General features: G+C 54.1%; 16 protein-coding genes. 10 read left to right on the top strand and 6 right to left on the bottom strand.

What is annotated here, in order from left to right; translation table 11 throughout:
• Window positions 1–228: 228 nt before the first annotated feature.
• Window positions 229–414 (bottom strand): hypothetical protein, encoded by a 186-nt coding sequence (locus tag C5Y83_RS23990; protein ID WP_105332333.1) that lies wholly within the window; start codon window positions 412–414, stop codon window positions 229–231.
• A 39-nt stretch (window positions 415–453) separates the two neighbouring features.
• Between C5Y83_RS23990 and C5Y83_RS23985 the strand changes: the two genes are divergently transcribed.
• Window positions 454–1,077: a hypothetical protein gene (locus C5Y83_RS23985; RefSeq protein ID WP_105332332.1), complete on the top strand. Its 624-nt coding sequence runs from the start codon at window positions 454–456 to the stop codon at window positions 1,075–1,077.
• Between the two features lie 41 nt (window positions 1,078–1,118).
• Here C5Y83_RS23985 and C5Y83_RS23980 read toward each other — a convergent pair whose 3' ends face one another.
• Window positions 1,119–1,403, bottom strand: a complete 285-nt coding sequence (locus C5Y83_RS23980; RefSeq protein WP_105332331.1) for a hypothetical protein — start codon at window positions 1,401–1,403, stop codon at window positions 1,119–1,121.
• 256 nt (window positions 1,404–1,659) lie between these two features.
• Between C5Y83_RS23980 and C5Y83_RS23975 the strand changes: the two genes are divergently transcribed.
• Window positions 1,660–2,073 carry a hypothetical protein gene (locus C5Y83_RS23975; RefSeq protein ID WP_146117905.1) on the top strand — a complete coding sequence of 138 codons (414 nt, stop codon included), beginning with the start codon at window positions 1,660–1,662 and terminating at the stop codon, window positions 2,071–2,073.
• A gap of 305 nt (window positions 2,074–2,378) precedes the next feature.
• Here C5Y83_RS23975 and C5Y83_RS23970 read toward each other — a convergent pair whose 3' ends face one another.
• Window positions 2,379–3,389 carry a DUF1559 domain-containing protein gene (locus C5Y83_RS23970; protein WP_105332329.1) on the bottom strand — a complete coding sequence of 337 codons (1,011 nt, stop codon included), beginning with the start codon at window positions 3,387–3,389 and terminating at the stop codon, window positions 2,379–2,381.
• Window positions 3,390–3,981: 592 nt separating this feature from the next.
• Here C5Y83_RS23970 and C5Y83_RS23965 point away from each other — a divergent pair.
• The 7 genes from C5Y83_RS23965 to C5Y83_RS23935 all read left to right on the top strand — a co-directional run bounded on the left by C5Y83_RS23965 (window position 3,982) and on the right by C5Y83_RS23935 (window position 10,853).
• Complete coding sequence (locus C5Y83_RS23965) at window positions 3,982–4,887, top strand: alpha/beta hydrolase (protein WP_233207344.1); 906 nt, start codon at window positions 3,982–3,984, stop codon at window positions 4,885–4,887.
• Between the two features lie 441 nt (window positions 4,888–5,328).
• A complete protein-coding gene (locus tag C5Y83_RS23960) occupies window positions 5,329–5,961 on the top strand; it encodes a hypothetical protein (RefSeq protein ID WP_105332328.1) in 633 nt (210 codons plus the stop codon).
• 183 nt (window positions 5,962–6,144) lie between these two features.
• Window positions 6,145–6,510 carry a hypothetical protein gene (locus C5Y83_RS23955; RefSeq protein ID WP_146117904.1) on the top strand — a complete coding sequence of 122 codons (366 nt, stop codon included), beginning with the start codon at window positions 6,145–6,147 and terminating at the stop codon, window positions 6,508–6,510.
• A 40-nt stretch (window positions 6,511–6,550) separates the two neighbouring features.
• Window positions 6,551–7,453, top strand: coding sequence for a hypothetical protein (locus C5Y83_RS23950; protein WP_105332326.1), 903 nt, complete (start codon window positions 6,551–6,553; stop codon window positions 7,451–7,453).
• 173 nt (window positions 7,454–7,626) lie between these two features.
• Window positions 7,627–8,274, top strand: a complete 648-nt coding sequence (locus tag C5Y83_RS23945; RefSeq protein WP_105332325.1) for an ECF-type sigma factor — start codon at window positions 7,627–7,629, stop codon at window positions 8,272–8,274.
• Window positions 8,225–9,985 carry a serine/threonine-protein kinase gene (locus tag C5Y83_RS23940; RefSeq protein WP_233207343.1) on the top strand — a complete coding sequence of 587 codons (1,761 nt, stop codon included), beginning with the start codon at window positions 8,225–8,227 and terminating at the stop codon, window positions 9,983–9,985. Before C5Y83_RS23945 ends, C5Y83_RS23940 begins: the two co-directional genes overlap by 50 nt.
• Window positions 9,986–10,094: 109 nt before the next feature.
• Window positions 10,095–10,853 carry a metallophosphoesterase family protein gene (locus C5Y83_RS23935; RefSeq protein WP_105332324.1) on the top strand — a complete coding sequence of 253 codons (759 nt, stop codon included), beginning with the start codon at window positions 10,095–10,097 and terminating at the stop codon, window positions 10,851–10,853.
• A gap of 42 nt (window positions 10,854–10,895) precedes the next feature.
• Here the strand turns inward: C5Y83_RS23935 and C5Y83_RS23930 are convergent, their stop codons facing one another.
• A complete protein-coding gene (locus tag C5Y83_RS23930) occupies window positions 10,896–12,077 on the bottom strand; it encodes an anhydro-N-acetylmuramic acid kinase (protein WP_158262498.1) in 1,182 nt (393 codons plus the stop codon).
• 188 nt (window positions 12,078–12,265) lie between these two features.
• Entirely contained in the window at window positions 12,266–13,018 is a 753-nt protein-coding gene (locus tag C5Y83_RS23925; RefSeq protein WP_105332322.1) for a gamma-glutamyl-gamma-aminobutyrate hydrolase family protein, read from the bottom strand.
• Window positions 13,019–13,548: 530 nt separating this feature from the next.
• Here C5Y83_RS23925 and C5Y83_RS23920 point away from each other — a divergent pair.
• Window positions 13,549–14,667, top strand: a complete 1,119-nt coding sequence (locus C5Y83_RS23920) for a 3-oxoacyl-ACP synthase III (protein WP_105332321.1) — start codon at window positions 13,549–13,551, stop codon at window positions 14,665–14,667.
• A gap of 8 nt (window positions 14,668–14,675) precedes the next feature.
• Here the strand turns inward: C5Y83_RS23920 and C5Y83_RS23915 are convergent, their stop codons facing one another.
• Window positions 14,676–16,097: an MATE family efflux transporter gene (locus C5Y83_RS23915; RefSeq protein ID WP_105332320.1), complete on the bottom strand. Its 1,422-nt coding sequence runs from the start codon at window positions 16,095–16,097 to the stop codon at window positions 14,676–14,678.
• Window positions 16,098–16,146: the final 49 nt, after the last annotated feature.

The raw sequence follows: 16,146 nt of genomic DNA, 5'->3' as shown, positions 1-16,146 counted from the left end.
GAAGGGTTCAACAAAGTAGCTTTCAATCGCCTTTTGAGAGACACGACAGGTTGCGGTCTGAGCGACGCTAAGCACGCTGTTGACCGATTGCTAAACGGAGAGCCAATCTCTATCGACGTCGAGCATGCCATTAAATTCTGTAAAGATGCTGAGGCTCTTGGAGCATCGTGTTCTCTGGATGAACAGCCACCCGTTACGCCTTGATGAATGCTGGGCAGGACTTGATCATCAGGCCATCGTTTTCGCCTTGAGCGTCTTCACTGGCGATGCGGTGGGCCTGGGCTTCTCGCTCTTTGCTTTGGGCTGATCCGACGGTTTAATGTTGCTCATGCCCGGCTGTGCCAGCTTGTCATTGCCCAGCCAAAGCCCTTCCTGTTGCTGTCCCTCAGCCTCTGGCCGTAATGAAGTAATCACCCATCGGTTCTTTCGACCGGACAAGAAGTAGGAGCGGATATGGTGACCACATTTATACAGGACAATCTAGGCTTCGAAGCCAACTATGCCATTTGTAAAACATCGGCACAGCAATCGAGTGCTTTCCAACGATACATTTTTGACTGGCAAAGATCAGAGGCAAGATCGGGCGAACTACAGTTCGAGACACACTCTGGCGAGCCTCTTGCTCTTGAAGTCTATCCGGCAGTAGGCGAGCCGTGGGTTGGCATTTTTCGCAGCGGAGCTGGCGGATTAACTGGTGTCTTCGGCACCCCTTCGCCCGATATTGTCTGTGTCGTTAGCAACGGTCAGGGTTACTGGGTCCCAGTTTCCGCACAGGGCCAATTCGTGGAAATCCAAAGCTCTCCATTGCTGCAAGTCTTCGCCATCCCGAGTTGCAAACTGATCTGCTTCGTTGACTTCACGGAAATAGAAGCGTACGGCCTCGAAGGCCAACTCTGGATAACTGAGCGTTTATCATGGGATGGTTTGGAAATAATCGAAGCCACAGAAAGAGGCATTCGTGGGCGGGCGTGGGATTCACCAGCAAACAAGCATGTTGAGTTTGTGGTTGATCCGCATGACGGCACACATGTCGGCGGCTCAAGCCCTGAGTCCTACATGGGCAAATCGCAAACCTGACAATCAATCATTCAACTCCTTCTTGACGCTAGGTCTTCACTTCAATGCCCTGCCTTCGGCTTCTGCATCACGATCTTCGCAGGCTGTGCTGGGTTGAATGGTTGCAGCTTGGCCGGTTGAGCAGGCTTCCACGGCTTGCAGTGTTGTCTTTTGTCGGGTGGCACGCCTAACGGTGGCGACTTGGGTTTCTTGCTCAAGCTCTTATTCACCGCTGAATCTCTCGGCAACGGATTCGCAGGCGACATGCCCTTGAGCCTGCCGTCAGCGTTGAGCAACAAGCCTTCCTGTTGCTGCCGTTCTCTCAGCCATTCGTGAAACGTCTTCATGCTGTGAAGCAAAGGTGTCCGGACTCTTAACCGCTCCCAACAACCCGCCGCCTGATCCTGGATTCACCGCTCCGACTACTCGAAAGTCAGAGGAAGGCAAATTCCAAGACCAACAATGTTTCCTGACACCATTTCCTAATCTCCAGTGCCTTCGAAATTGACTCAGGGTGGGATTTGAATTTTCGATGGTCGCCATGTGTCGGAACGGATACAATCTTACACTTCGTCTGGCAACTTTTCATTCAGGTAGGCGATCATGGATAACATGACTTGTTATCGGAATACGGACCTCGACTTGGTTTCCCGAGATGACTTGAGCGATCTCGCAGTGGCCCTCGAAAAAGGTGGGATCTCTCCTCTTCATGTCACGCCAAGCCCCAATGGGTTTTGGTATGCGACGTTCGAGACAGACAAACAGTATACGGAACCCAATCCGAATATCTTGCAGATGCTCGATGTGATTAATTCGCTTACCGAGTCGGTGCAATCTCTTTGGGCAACGTGTATAAAACGAGAATTCAACATCGGCTACGATTGTGGAACGGATCCGTGGGCATTCAACCAAGGACTTTCAACCGAATTACTAAGACGGCTTGCGGAGGTTGGGGCTTCCATTCGCATCACCCTTTATCCCTATCGCTCAGAAAGTGTCCCTGAAGAATTAACGTAGCAAAGCGTTCAAGTGTTTCGCGAACTGGCCATCGCCTTTCATAGGCAAGGGCTCTTTCAAGTCTGAAGAAGCAAACGTGTCCGGACTCTTAACCGCTCCCAACAACCCGCCGCCTGATCCTGGATTCACCGCTCCGACTACTCGAAAGTCAGAGGAAGGCAAATTCCAAGACGAACAATGTTTCCTGACACCATTTCCTAAGTCATAAGCCAGGCACCAATTTGTCTTCGCTGGGTTACGATGACGCTAACCCAGCGTACCGCGCTGATGATCTTTAGGCTCAGAATCGGTCTTAGTAGCTAGCGTTACAAGTCTTCGCGACTCAAAACTTCGCCGCCGTTGCGAGTTGCGGCCGATCGATAGGCGCTCAAGTCAACCGTGTCCGTGACCCGCGAAACCGAGCCGTCCATGAACGCCGCGTTCACCACGCCTGGGTGATAACTTCGAGCGGTGACGGCCGCCAGGGTTGGCGAACTACTAGTAGCTCGGTGCTCTCGATTGTTGGTGAAGTCGGCCGGAGTTGGGCTACCAGCACCAATGTTGAAATCGGTATTAGGCGGGAAAAACGCGGTAAAGCCAGTCTGATGCGTCTTACCGTCAACCCACTCGGTGTGCCCAGAGTTACGCGTCGAAGTGGTCACGTTCGATTCGATGTACGAAGCCACATTCGGAAACGAATTGATCTCGGAAGCCCCGTAGGGTCCGTTGTCCCGATCGTAGTGGGTATAGGCTTTCACTTCCGAAAAGCCAATCGTGTTGCTCGTTCCGTCGGTCATGTCGGCCATACGCATGTACTTGCCAGGCACGAAGGCACCTTCACCCCCACTAGAACCATTATAGACGTACCAAACGCCCATATTGATGGCGTAGTTCAGAGGATAGTTCTCAGGACGGCCCGAGCCATCGACACGCTGCTGATCCTTAACCTCCGACGGGCAAAGCAGGGCATCAATCCGCAAAGCAGGCAGTGGAACGCCGTTGATTAGCGTCTCATGCGTACCACCGTAGTGGTATTCGTGATAGTCGACACTGTAGTCAATTTCGGTTTCGATGGCCTTTTGCTCCAAAAATGGAAGCAGGCGAGCCTGGGCCGACCACTGGTTTTCTCCAGTGCCCTGGAAACTGGTCGGAAACTTGCGGAACGTATCGTGATAGTTATGCGTGGCAAGAATCCACTGCTTGAGCTGATTGGTGCACTGCATGCGTCGTGCAGCTTCGCGAGCCTGCTGAACGGCGGGCAATAGCAAGGCAATCAGAACTCCGATAATGGCAATCACCACCAACAATTCAACGAGGGTAAAACCTTTTCTCTTCATCCGGCGGGGGGCCTTCTCTATAAGGGATCATGGAGAGTTGAGAACTCGATAGGCCAACAAAGCAGGCCTTGATGATACAAAGTCTCAGTCCACTTTCCAGGCCCCATGGGGAATTCATTCTCGAATCACTCTGAAACTATTACCGGCGGCCTTTACCGGCGACTAGCAGGACCTAAACTCCTGGCTGGCCCCTATAAGCACTAGGAATGGGACATTAAGCAAGGAATCTCGTGTGGAGGAGGCAAACGTGTGCGGACTGTTAACCGTTCGCAACAGCCCGCCGTCAGATCTTGGACTTAACCCTCCGACCAAGCGAAAGGCCGGGTAAGGCAATTTTTAAGACGAACCATGCACCCTGACATCATTTTCCAATCCATGGAAATCCTGTAGTTTTCAACAGGGCCAGATGTGACTAGGTTGATCGAAACAGGCAGAATGCCGCTGACAAATAGTATATTGTGACGTTTAAACGCGTTCCATCATGATGAAAAATCATGATGGCCGTGGCGGCCTCCGTTAATCTTTGTGTCGTACACGGACCGCCGGAGCGATCAGTGGCGATCATCGTTTCTTTATATTCACGGGGTTCTTCGTGTTGCGATTTGCAAGCGTGCTGTTAGTCGTGATGAGTGTCTTCCTGGACTGCCTGCTAACATCGCATACGGAAGGCGCTGTCACCGAATATACAGATGTCGTCTTTGCGAAAGTGGGTGGGCATTCACTGATGTTGGATATCTTCCTTCCGGAATCTACATCAAACACAGACGGTCTCACCAAGAAGCCGCAACTGTTGATGTGGATTCACGGGGGTGGATGGCGTAGCGGGTCACGGAAACGCGTGCCGCTAAAGACACTTACGGAACATGGATACGCGGTGGCGAGCATCAGCTACCGACTGACCGACGTGGACGTGTTTCCGGCTCAGATTCATGATTGCAAAGCGGCTGTCCGATGGCTGCGGGCCAATGCGGATCGATATGGATACGACGCAACTAAGATTTTCGTCGGTGGCAGTTCAGCAGGCGGTCATCTCGCGCTACTGTTAGGAGTTTCCGCTGGTGTCGATGATCTGGAAGGAAAAGTGGGTGGAAATCTCGACCAATCTTCTGCGGTGCAGGCTGTCGTTGACTTCTTTGGTCCGTCCGATTTTGAACTGCGAGGAAAGACACAGCCGGAAATCGCTTACTCCGAAAAAGCTGGAAGCTTTGCTTTGTTGGGCGGCCTGAAAAGCGGAAAGATCACACCTGAGGCCGAACGATTCGCAAGCCCTGCAACCTATGTGACCAAGAATGCTCCGCCGCTGTTAATCTTTCATGGCTCGAACGACAAGCGAGTGCTTATCGACCAGAGCAAACGCATGGAGACGCTCTATAATCAGTTGGGTCTGAGTGGCCGACTGGTGATTGTGCAAGACGCCGGACACGGAGGACCGAAGTTCTTTACGCCCGAGAGGATTAAAGTTGTACTTGACTTTTTTGATCGTCAGCTCCAACGATGATTGTCTTGCGTCGCTCGCCCCCTCTTAGATCGGAGCTTCAATTCCGGGGAAACAAAGGTCGATGGAAGCAGCGATTGCCTGGGTAAAACGCTGCCCAACGGCCGAGGACTCCGAAATCGAGATTCGCCCGCTGTTCATGTATTCCGAGGAAGAGGTCGAGCAGATCATGTCCAACGGTTGACCGGCAAGAGCAACGGCGAACTCGATCTGCGTGACTTGGGTGTGGTATCATCTGGGCGTAACAGCCTGTTGATTTTCTGCTTCGTTAGCGAGTAATTGAGATTGGGGCGAGGGCAAGGCGTGAGTCCGCAGGCATATCCACTAGATAGGTCGAGGAATTCACAACGCCGCAATCGCCCCAATCTCAATGGCGTAGCCGATCTGAGAAATTCAACAGACTGTTAACCCGTTGGCCACTTGGAGTGAGGCATGTAGGCATCGATGAGTCCGCTATCAAACGACCGAAATGGACTGCCAGAGAATCGTGACTTGCTTCGGGATCTCGAGTGGCTGGCCGAGTCGCGTGAAGTGGATGATTCCTGGCCCGGACCTGGGCCGATGCTAGTGAACCTCAACGTTTGGATGGAACAGCTTGCTTCCGTCGGGCCGTGGTATCTCGTTGCCGCGACCTATGCAGCCGCGCAACAGGCTCGCCAACACTGGGATGCCTGGCTTCGAGAGTCGCCGGAAATGGCCCTCGAATCGCTCGTTGACTCGCAACCACCTACGCAGCAATTAGAAGCGGTTGCCAAGTGGATAGCGGCTCCGTCTGATCAACATAAGCAACAGGCCCTTGATACCATCGATCTCACGAAGCAGTTACATTGGTTTCACGAAGAATACGGTGATGTATGGTTTGATGAGCCTGGCATGTGGGCCGCTGAGTCGAGTGAATTTTGCGTGCTGTCCCTTACGGGTGATCCCTATTCCCCTATTTCAACATCGACGCTCGCGACAATTTCCTTCGCTTGTGCGATTAACTCGTTTCGACGGACGATCAAGGATGATGTCCGCCAGCCGATCTCCTTGATTCTCGCAGCAGTCGGCCAACAGTTTGAACATTCGCCTAGATAAGCGAGAGGGCTCGATGGATTGGTACGAAATCACCGACAACTATCACGGATGGGCGATCGGTTCTCGAGATGACCTGTTGGCGTTACCAAGGAAGATCGAACAGTCACGAGGATTGTGAGAACCCAATGTTCCCGAAATCTTCCTCAGGAATCGAAGGGTGACGAAAACGATGGACACACGGCGATGAGCGACTCGGAATCCTCAGTAGAAACAGAAAGGGCTTCGCGATTACGCATAGGGATGGTGATCGCCACGATTGTGGTTGTGGTCGTCGAGTGGCTTCTGTTGGAACTGGTGCGAATCCCTTATAGCCCTCCGCGTGACATGCTTACGTTACTTGGGCAAGAGAAGTACGCCGTCTTTGGATTTATGTTCTTCCTCTTCGCGATGTGGTTGACATTCGTGATTCTGGTTTGGCCCTTGGCGTTTGTGACTCGACGAAATTCGATATCCTTCGTAGCGCTGTTGGCGGGTTTGGCAGTCTTGCTCGGAACGATCGTCGCATTTCCGCTTTGGACCGTCACGCCATGGAATCTCATTCTGCATTGAGACCGATCATGACCGTTTCTTACTTTCCGTAGCCAACAGCATGATTGACTCACTTCCGAAAAAGTATCAGCGCGATATCGAGGTCCTCGTAGACAGTTACGGTGCGGGCCAATCGCTTCACGACTATTTCTCGGCCAAACAGGAGATGTACTTCCCAGAACTACTTGGCGTCCACCGAATGCGAGATGTTGATTGGACCGAAGATCAGCACATCGCGCATGCGACTCAGAGCCTCATGCGTGGTTATCCGTTGCTTGAACGTGGTTACGGAAAACGCATTCTCGACGACAATCCAGAAGAACTCGCACGTTCAGCAAGCACGTTTGGTCGACTCAGCTATTGGTGGGGAACACGCGACGAATGTGATGACTTTCTTAGCGGTGCGAATGACATGTTACGCATCCTCGCATCGGGTGACATTCCCCTTTTTCAACATTACACGTCTGTCACGCCAGCTCACGCCCAACGTGGGCCACGGGCAGAGAGACTGTTACATGCCGGGATCACTGCCGTCATCAGCCGCGATCGTGAACGGCTTGCTGCGGCGATTGCTGAGTACGCGTCCTGGAGCAAACCGAAGAAGCATATCGTATGTCTGTATGCCACGCTGCAGGGAATATACGATGCCGATCCGACGCAAGTTGCGAAAGGACTCAATTCCTTCATCGACACTAGTCGTAAGATCTCGCAGCTTTACGATCTATTCAAATATATCTGCCTGGAACCACATGGCCTCTATGAGTTGTGCCGCTGGTATGCCCCGGAACTAGTCGCAGAGTTCGATCCCAATCGCGGCCTGCCATGGGACAAGGGACTTTACCAGTGGGTTCGCAGCAATGAAGGTAACCAACCGTTCTACGATGTCACTTCACTTTCGCCCACACTGCAAGAATGGTTAGAGAACATTCCGTTCCGCGACGAACTGCAACATCACTGGGTATAACTTTGACGATAATCGATTCCATAGCGTCAGCGATTGCCAACTTCGGCATCGTCTGACTTAATTCTGCTTCGCTCGCATTTCGTCTCGAAAGCTCGATTCCTCGGATGGGTATGGTACCATAGGAACCACACTCCTCGGTTCTTTGATCTTCATCTCTCCGAACGCTAACCTCGATGTCCAAATCCACAAACGTCAGCCATTGGATCGATTTGGTGAAGGCCGGGGATTCAGCGGCGGCGAACCAGATTTGGCGGTTGTATTTCGATCGGCTTGTGCGGGCCGTTCGTGGACGGTTGGTTGGGCAGAACCGGGCCGTTTCGGATGAAGAAGATATCGTGCTGAGCGTTTTCGATAGCTTCTATAACGCGGCTGAGAACGGGAATTTTCCCGATCTCGCGGACCGGGACGATCTGTGGAGGCTGCTGTTGCGAATGTCGGCCCGCAAGGTGATCGATAAGCGGCGGCATGATGCTCGGCAGCGGCGTGGGGGCAAGGTCATGCTCCATTCTTTGGACCAAGCGGCCGAGGATGGCAGCATCATCGAAGCGATCGGTGACGAGCCATCCCCCGAAATGGTGCTGATGATGCAGGAATCGGTAGAGCAATTTTTTTCTCATTTAGGTGTCGGGCAGCTCCGAGATTTGGCGGGTGCCAAGTTAGAAGGGTATTCCAACGCTGAGTTAGCCCGGCGATTTGGTTGCTCGGAGCGGACGATCGAGCGTCGTTTGCACCTGATTCGAGAAAAATGCCAGCAGGAATTAGTCGAACCCCATGAACATCCGCCAGAAGAAACTACCGATCGCCGTCCTGGAACACATTGACGATCTCTGCGCCGACTTTGAACGGCGTTGGCAAGCCAATGAAGAACCGACCATCGAATCGGTTCTGACGGACAATCTTTCCGCGATCGAACGAGACGTCCTGCTGGCCGAACTGATCGTGCTCGATGTCGATTATCGGCGGCGACGAGGGGAAGCGCCGATTGCGCAGCAGTATCTCGATCGCTTCCCCGAGAGCTCATCGGTTATTCGGGACGCCCTGAGCGAAGGCGTTTCGGCAACGGGCGGTTTTCAACCTCCAACCGTAGGACGACTGGCCGAGTTGTTCCCTGCCCTCGAGATCATGGAACTGATCGGGGCTGGCGGAATGGGCGCCGTTTACAAAGCTCGTCAGCCAGGGCTGGACCGCGTGGTCGCCTTGAAGATCTTACCAGAAGAACTGGGGCATGATGTTAAGTTCGCGCTGCGATTTACTCGAGAAGCACGAACGCTGGCTCGGCTTAGCCACCCAAACATTGTTTCGGTATTTGAGTTCGGCAATGTCGAGAATACCTATTACTTTCTAATGGAATACGTCGACGGGTCGACGCTTCGCGAAGTGGTGAAAGCAGGTCAATTGGCGCCAGCCCATGCGTTGGCGATCGTTCCCCATCTGTGCGACGCCCTGCAGTACGCGCACGACAAAGGAGTAATCCATCGCGACGTCAAGCCAGAAAACATCTTGCTGGCGATGGACGGCACCGTGAAGATCGCCGACTTTGGGCTCTCGCGTATTCTGGGCAGCGAGAGCCAGCCCGACATGCTCACGGGGACGCACCAAGTGATGGGTACGCCGCGTTACATGGCCCCAGAACACTTGGAAGGATCGCGGAATATTGACCATCGGGCCGACATCTATTCGCTGGGTGTCGTCTTCTACGAAATGCTGACCGGGGAACTCCCGATCGGGCGTTTCGCGGCTCCTTCGCAAAAAGTCGCCATTGATGTGCGACTGGATGAAGTGGTTCTACGAACGTTGGAAAAAGAACCGCAGCGTCGCTATCAACACGCCAGCCAGATTAAATCAGACGTGCAATCGATCACATCGACATCTCGTGCCACGATGGCAGAAACGGTGGCCAGAGATGTCGCGTCTTCAAGTCAGCAGTCATCCGTCAGCATGGCCGAACAGGAGTTAGCCGGCCGCTTGCTGCTGACACGTCGTCAATTGATGGAGCGCGTCGAGAATTCGCTGCGGCCACTGTTTCGCGGACAAATTGTGCAACTACTCGTCGGCATCGCACTCGTTGTACTCGGAGCGTTCTGCTGGACACAAAATACCTATGTTCCTCATCGCTTGGCATGCGGCTTGATTCTGCATGTGTACGGCGTATTGGTGATCGCCCAATCAGCGATGGTTTGCACCCGCATCCGTCGCATCGATTACTCGAAATCAGTCGTTGACATCCGTCGTAAGCTCGACAATCTGCAGGCGCGTTACCTCAATGCCGCCACGATTATTGGCTTCGTGTGGTGGCTGATGTGGATTCCGGTCGCTGTCGCTCTCGGTTTCGACATCGTGCTGCATCCGCAAGCACTTTATCTTTCCCTTGCCGTTGGCGGGTTGGGATTTCTGATCTCGGCCGGACTGTTCTGGTATGTGGTACGAACCGGCAACCCGAACTCCAATTCGTGGCGAAGAAAGCTCTCTGGTGGCAGCATCAACAACGCCTATCTTGCCTTGGAAGAAATCGAACAGGCTCAGATTCGTTGACGTTGTTGCGTGAGCAACCAATGATTTTAGGCCCGATCATGGCTCGATTGTTTGAATCAGGTGATAATCCGAACAGACAATCGATTCAGCGAAACGTGGAAAGCCTATCATGCGGGCCATCTTGAGTGATATTCATGGCAACCTCGAAGCTTTAGAAGCGGTTCTCGCCGACATGGCTTCTTTCGGCGTCCGGGAGGTGTTTTGCCTTGGTGATCTAGTTGGCTATGGGACCGATCCAATTGCTTGTGTCGAGCACGCAATGGCATGGCCGGTTGTGTTGCTCGGCAACTTCGATCTGGCCGCAATGCAAAGCGACGACCTTGAAGGCTGGACCGCTCACGCCGCCAAACGTTCGATCTTCAACTTTCGCCAACGGCTACTGAAAACGGGTAAGGAGGCAACGGTTGGTGCATTTCTTCGTGATCTCCCCTACAAGCATGTCGATGGCCAAGCATTGTACCTACATGGCAGCCCGCGTGATCCGGTGAATGAGTATCTGTTTCCTGAAGACATCTACAATCCTCGCAAGTTGGATGCTGTCGCGCAGGGATTCGAAAGGCTCTGCTTTTGCGGCCACACCCACGTGCCAGGCATTTTTTATCCCCACGACGAGCAGGAATGGGCTTTCCTTTCTCCGGAACAGTGTGATTACCAGTATCAGCTTGGCCCTGGCAAGACAATCTGCAACGTAGGGTCGGTCGGTCAGCCTCGCGATGGCGATCGGCGTCCGTCTTACGTGTTGTTGGAAGAAGACACGATTATCTTTAGCCGTGTCGATTACGATATTGAGAAATCGATTCAAAAGATAAACGACGACGATGACGACCCCGATGGACTCTCAGGAGCACGCTTAAGAGACGGTCGTTAGTTAGGAGAACGGAAGAAATACTTTGCCGACCCTCAAAGGAATCTAAACCGCTTCGCGGAGAGGCACCGTTTGATGAGAAGCAACTTCCATCTGCGTAAGTAGCCCGCGCCAGTTGGCGGGGTTGCCAGGCGTAATCCGTCCGAGCACCCGGGCGGCGGTTGCCCCCGTTAAATCGGGCAGGTTGCCACTTACCTGATCGACATGCATCGCGGCAAAGATGGCGGCAATCGAGGCTCCGGTCGCGCCGGAGATCCACCCACGGGAGACTTCCGTCGAGAGCGGTATGCCAGCGAACTTCTCCGAGAGTCGTTTGACGAGTGCCTCGCGACGGGCTCCGCGTCCTAAGATAACGATCTCCGCGAACTCAGGCGTCGTAGGAAAGTGTTCCAAGATCTGGCCATGGATAAGTTCGGCCCAGTATACTTCCATCGCTTGATTGAGCGTTACGCTCGAGGCGAGCAATTCCGGCAATTGGTTGGTGATCGACTCGATCAGGCGATTCATTTGATCGGCAGAGTCGGTCGAAACTTCGCTCGCTTTTTCCTCCTCCATGATCCGAGTTAAGGAGGCGCCCAACGATTGAGTTTGGTCGTACTTATTATCGCACAACTCTTGTAGCTTCTGCAGCAGAGCGAAGCCAGGGCCGATGTTGCGATAAGCCAGCGCCGGAACGTGCCGGTTCTTACGTCGCGCGGGCAGGTAAAACAGTTCAATCGCTTGATCAAGGCGAACGACCACCGTCGGACGAGCACTGTACGAATCAACTGCTTTGGTCAGCAGTAACCACATCGGCAACACGTCGATTCCGCGGGCCGTACCACCTTTGACAACGTCGCGTTGCTCGAAGTGATCGATAACCGTCACGCCGGTTGCTTCCGCCAAGATAGCTGGGTCGCCAATGGTGAGCGAGGCGCCCGTTTGTTTCCAGTATTCGCGCCCCACGACCGGGCCGCGCTGTCCGATGGCCGAGACCTTTTCCGCCGAGACACCGCACGAGTTGAGCAGCCGCTCGACGTTCACAACTTGTAGTTCCGCCACTAAACGCGAGGCCATGCCGGGAAGCTGAGAGCCGGCCGCGAGCCCTGCCCCGCCCTGCTCGAGGAGCGCGCGAACATCAGGAGGCGTGCGAACATTCAATTGTTGAATCAGTTCAAAGCCTGCATTCAGGCCGCGCCCGTCGACTTTCAAGATTGCCCCGCTGGTAAAGCGCAGACAAGGAGTCATCGCGGTGCCAACGAAATAGCGCCGCGCGTGATCCGCAAAACTCGAAAATCCGAGCGTATTAGGAGGCATGCAAGCCCCGAACGGTTAGAAGGGAAGTTTCCTCGAAGAATAAAAAGAGAGGGAAGCAGGAACCAATGGCCTGCGGTTCCTGCTTTCCCCTGGCTGATCGTGCGATCTGCTCCCTTGCACTAGGCAGCAGCAACGCCGACGTTGTTGGTTTTACCCGTGACAACGCCTTCGACGAACTCTTCAAAAATCCGCTGATCCAACGCCGAAGCCGACTCGGCTTCCGGATGGAATTGCGTACCGATGGCGAACCAATCATCGTGGGCCGATTCGATTGCTTCGATCACACCGTCTGGACTACGTGCCGAGACCATGAAACCTGGGGCCAATTCGTCGATCGCCATGTGATGGCTGCTGTTCACGCGAACTTCGCCATCGCCGAAGATTTTTTCCATCAGGGTGCCAGGAACCACTTCCAGTCCATGGCGGTGATGCTTGTCGATCGTGTCGTGATGCGGCAACGCACCCGGCAGGTCTTCCGGAATATGCATGAACAGATTGCCACCCATGGCAACGTTGATCAATTGCATACCGACACCAATACCGAATACCGGCAAACGCATCTGCGCGATCATTTTCATCATTGAACGGTCTGCTTCTTCTCGACGCGGTTCCATCATTCGAATGGAAGCGTGACGCATGAAGCCATCCCGATTAGGATCCAAATCCGGGCCACCGATCAACACCACCCCGTCCAGCCGCTGCAAAACAGCTTGCTGATCTTCGGCGTTGCCAACAGGAGGAAGGACCACAGGAATCCCACCCGCACGAATCACTGCATCGAAGTAACCGGCGGAAATGAAGGAGAATGCAGGCCGATCATGGGTTGCATTCCGAAAGTTAGCATTCAAACCAATAACAGGTTTTGAAAACATCTGGGGACTCCTCGGGCGCGTCATGCACCAATAAAGGAAAATCTTCCCAAGACCCAATAGATCGCCCGCTTTCGGCTTGGCCCAAAAAAGAGAATTTGCGATAGTCTGCCTGGCAAATGGCAAAGTTCGTCCAAAACTTTTACCGGTGGTATGCCGATACCTCTATGCAGTTAGTCCGACAACATAGCAGTATCGCACCAAGCGAATCGCAGATACCCGTCCTGGGTTTGGCTGAAGCGATGACCTCCCTATCATGAGCCTTGATCAGATCGCAACGTTCCGTCGCGTTCCCAGATCAATCACAAGATGTGGAGAAGTCTACTGATCCGTTAAAGCTTGCCAAGCATTTTCTATATCTTGTGCCGCTAGCAAGACGCTGTCGCCAAATCTTCCAGCTAGCGACGCCGTCATTTCTGATTTGCCATCGGTGGGGCATCGTCGAATTCAAATTCGATGTTGGTTTCGTAAGTGGCTTAAAGCCGGTATGATTAACCCTTTAAGCACGCGAGTTCTTGGTCATTTGAGTCGGCATGAAATATCAGAACGTTTGCATCGAAGGGTTGGGCTACTGTCTGCCTGACGAGATTGTCACCTCGACCGAAATCGAACAGCGGCTAGAGCCCCTCTACAAACGGCTAAGGTTGCCTGAGGGGCGATTAGAGTTGATGACGGGAATTGCCCAGCGTCGCTTCTTCCCAGAAGCAGTTCAGCCAGGGGATGTCAGCATCCACTCGGCCCGCAATGCAATGGCCGCCACGGGAATCGATCCGGCCGACATCGGCGCACTGATCCACGGCTCGGTCTGCCGCGACTTCCTCGAGCCCGCCACCGCCTGCCGCGTGCATCATGCCCTGGGTCTGCCACAAGACTGCGTGGTGTACGACGTCTCGAATGCTTGCCTTGGTATTCTCAATGGCGCGATTCAAATCGCCAACATGATCGAGCTCGGCCAGATTAAAGCAGGTATCGTCGTCGGCACCGAAAGTGGGCGTCATCTGGTCGACAACACGATTGCCACGCTCAACGAAAGTAGCAACCTCAGCCGCAACGACATCAAGCTGGCGGTCGCGTCGCTAACCATCGGCTCAGCCAGTTGCGCGATGATTCTGTGCGACAAGGAACTGAGCCGCACTGGCAATCAGCTCATTGGTGCTGGGGTTCGTGCTCATACCCAGCACCACGACCTTTGCCACAGCATTGCCGGAAAGAACGAAACGGGCGTCGGCAATCCGCTGATGCAAACCGATTCCGAAAAGCTGATGGCCGAAGGTATCGCCACCGGGGCCGCCACCTTCCAAGACTTCCTCGGTGCAACCGGCTGGAGCCCTGATCAGATCGATCGCACCATCTGTCATCAGGTTGGCCAAACGCATCGCCGTTTGGTGCTGGAAAAGTTGGGCCTGTCGATCGATAACGACTTCGCGACCGTGCAGTGGTTAGGCAACACCGGCGCCGCCGCGCTGCCGACTACGCTGGCTCTGGCCGCGCAAACGCAGTTCCTCGAAGCAGGCCAGAACGTGGCGCTGCTCGGGATTGGCTCTGGCATTAACTGCGTGATGCTGGGTGCCCAGTGGCAAACGACCTTAGTCAGCGGAACTGGCGAAATGCCGGAAGGCATGGAAAAAAGCGGCGCATTGGCAGGTACCTAAAGCCTGTCTCACGGCAGGCCATCTTCCACGATTGTTTCTTCGGTGACCTGACGAACCTGGTCATCGCGATCCGTGATGCGGGTTTTCTTCCACCCGCCTTGGGCAAACCAAGCCGCGGCCACCACGGCCATCAGCCCATGCATCACGGGGAACGACCACCAGATGCCATTCGCCTCCAACGGCGTGTGCTTCGATAAGATGTACGCCACAGGGAATTGCAGCATCCACTGCGAGACCAAGGCAATCACCATCGAAATCAGGAAATTGCCTGAAGCACGGAAGGTTGCGATCATGCAAAGCTGAATTCCCAGTCCCCCCCAGGCCAGGCTCATCACGCGAATGAACTCGGCTCCATGATCGATCACGGCTTGATCGTCTGGTACGAAGAAGCCCACGATGTTCGGTGCGAAGGCAAACGCCACGATGCCGACGGTCGTTAAAATTCCAAATCCCCAACACGCACCAAGGATCGCGACCTTCGACGCTCGGGCCGTGTTGCCTGCTCCGATGTTCTGGCCAACTAAAGTCGAGACGGCCATCGAAAGCCCCATCGCTGGGATCATCACGAACTGCAACACATTCGCCCCGACTCCGTACGAGGCAATCGTTACGGTACCGAAGCTGGCAACTAGAAACGAAAGCACGATCAGTCCAAGCGCCCGGGTCGATAGCTCGACCGAACCAGGCGCACCAAGCAGGAAAGCCCGCTTGATATACGGAAAGTCAGGTCGGAAGTCGGCCAATCGCAATTGAATCCCGTGTCGCCCCAAGAGGAACACGATCATCCCGACCATCGCGGCAATCCCTTGCGTGGTCAATGTTGCCAAAGCTGCACCACGAACTCCTTGTTCCGGGATCGGCCCCCAGCCAAAAATGAACATGGGATCGAGCACGATATTCAAGAGCACCGTTCCCAGCACAATCAGCAGCGGGATCGTGGTCTGACCGATCCCGCGCATCAAAGCCTGAAACATGGCGAATAGAAACACAAAGATAATGCCGACAAACGAGACCCGCATGAAAGCCAGCCCGTCACGGTATACATCGGCTTCGACCCCCATCCAATGCAGCAAGTAGGGGGCAAGCATGTAGCCGGTCGTTCCCAAAATGACCGACGTAATGAACACCATCAGCATCGTTTGGGCCGCCACATGATTGACCATATCTTGCCGGCCGGCGCCCATGTACTGAGCCGATAGCGTCGCGCCAGCAATCCCCAGCCCAGACCCGAGCGCGATCACCAAAAACGTTACCGGAAAGCTGACCGAAACAGCCGCCACAGCGGAAGCCCCCAATCGCCCAACCCAAAAAGCATCGGTCAACTGGTAGCCCGTTTGCAGCACATTGGCGAGAATAATCGGAACCGCCAAGCGAAAGAGAGCCACACCGATCGGCCCCTCGAGAAAAAGTTTTTGGCGGTCACGTTGCATGGGAGGTGGCTGACAGGCAATGGTTGTTTAAGACACTCCCATTATTGGT

Source organism: Blastopirellula marina (genome assembly GCF_002967765.1).
Lineage (GTDB): Bacteria > Planctomycetota > Planctomycetia > Pirellulales > Pirellulaceae > Bremerella > Bremerella marina_A.
This window is presented reverse-complemented; position numbering and strand designations above follow the sequence as displayed.

What these genes read in the sequence shown, in the direction of transcription:
- C5Y83_RS23970 (WP_105332329.1), bottom strand. Translation starts at nt 3,389, where the DNA reads ATGAAGAGAAAAGGTTTTACCCTCGTTGAATTGTTGGTGGTGATTGCC.
- C5Y83_RS23915 (WP_105332320.1), bottom strand. Translation starts at nt 16,097, where the DNA reads ATGCAACGTGACCGCCAAAAACTTTTTCTCGAGGGGCCGATCGGTGTG.
- C5Y83_RS23960 (WP_105332328.1), top strand. Translation starts at nt 5,329, where the DNA reads ATGAGTCCGCTATCAAACGACCGAAATGGACTGCCAGAGAATCGTGAC.
- C5Y83_RS23975 (WP_146117905.1), top strand. Translation starts at nt 1,660, where the DNA reads ATGGATAACATGACTTGTTATCGGAATACGGACCTCGACTTGGTTTCC.
- C5Y83_RS23940 (WP_233207343.1), top strand. Translation starts at nt 8,225, where the DNA reads ATGAACATCCGCCAGAAGAAACTACCGATCGCCGTCCTGGAACACATT.
- C5Y83_RS23945 (WP_105332325.1), top strand. Translation starts at nt 7,627, where the DNA reads ATGTCCAAATCCACAAACGTCAGCCATTGGATCGATTTGGTGAAGGCC.
- C5Y83_RS23935 (WP_105332324.1), top strand. Translation starts at nt 10,095, where the DNA reads ATGCGGGCCATCTTGAGTGATATTCATGGCAACCTCGAAGCTTTAGAA.
- C5Y83_RS23980 (WP_105332331.1), bottom strand. Translation starts at nt 1,403, where the DNA reads ATGAAGACGTTTCACGAATGGCTGAGAGAACGGCAGCAACAGGAAGGC.
- C5Y83_RS23955 (WP_146117904.1), top strand. Translation starts at nt 6,145, where the DNA reads ATGAGCGACTCGGAATCCTCAGTAGAAACAGAAAGGGCTTCGCGATTA.
- C5Y83_RS23950 (WP_105332326.1), top strand. Translation starts at nt 6,551, where the DNA reads ATGATTGACTCACTTCCGAAAAAGTATCAGCGCGATATCGAGGTCCTC.
- C5Y83_RS23930 (WP_158262498.1), bottom strand. Translation starts at nt 12,077, where the DNA reads ATGACTCCTTGTCTGCGCTTTACCAGCGGGGCAATCTTGAAAGTCGAC.
- C5Y83_RS23985 (WP_105332332.1), top strand. Translation starts at nt 454, where the DNA reads ATGGTGACCACATTTATACAGGACAATCTAGGCTTCGAAGCCAACTAT.
- C5Y83_RS23925 (WP_105332322.1), bottom strand. Translation starts at nt 13,018, where the DNA reads ATGTTTTCAAAACCTGTTATTGGTTTGAATGCTAACTTTCGGAATGCA.
- C5Y83_RS23920 (WP_105332321.1), top strand. Translation starts at nt 13,549, where the DNA reads ATGAAATATCAGAACGTTTGCATCGAAGGGTTGGGCTACTGTCTGCCT.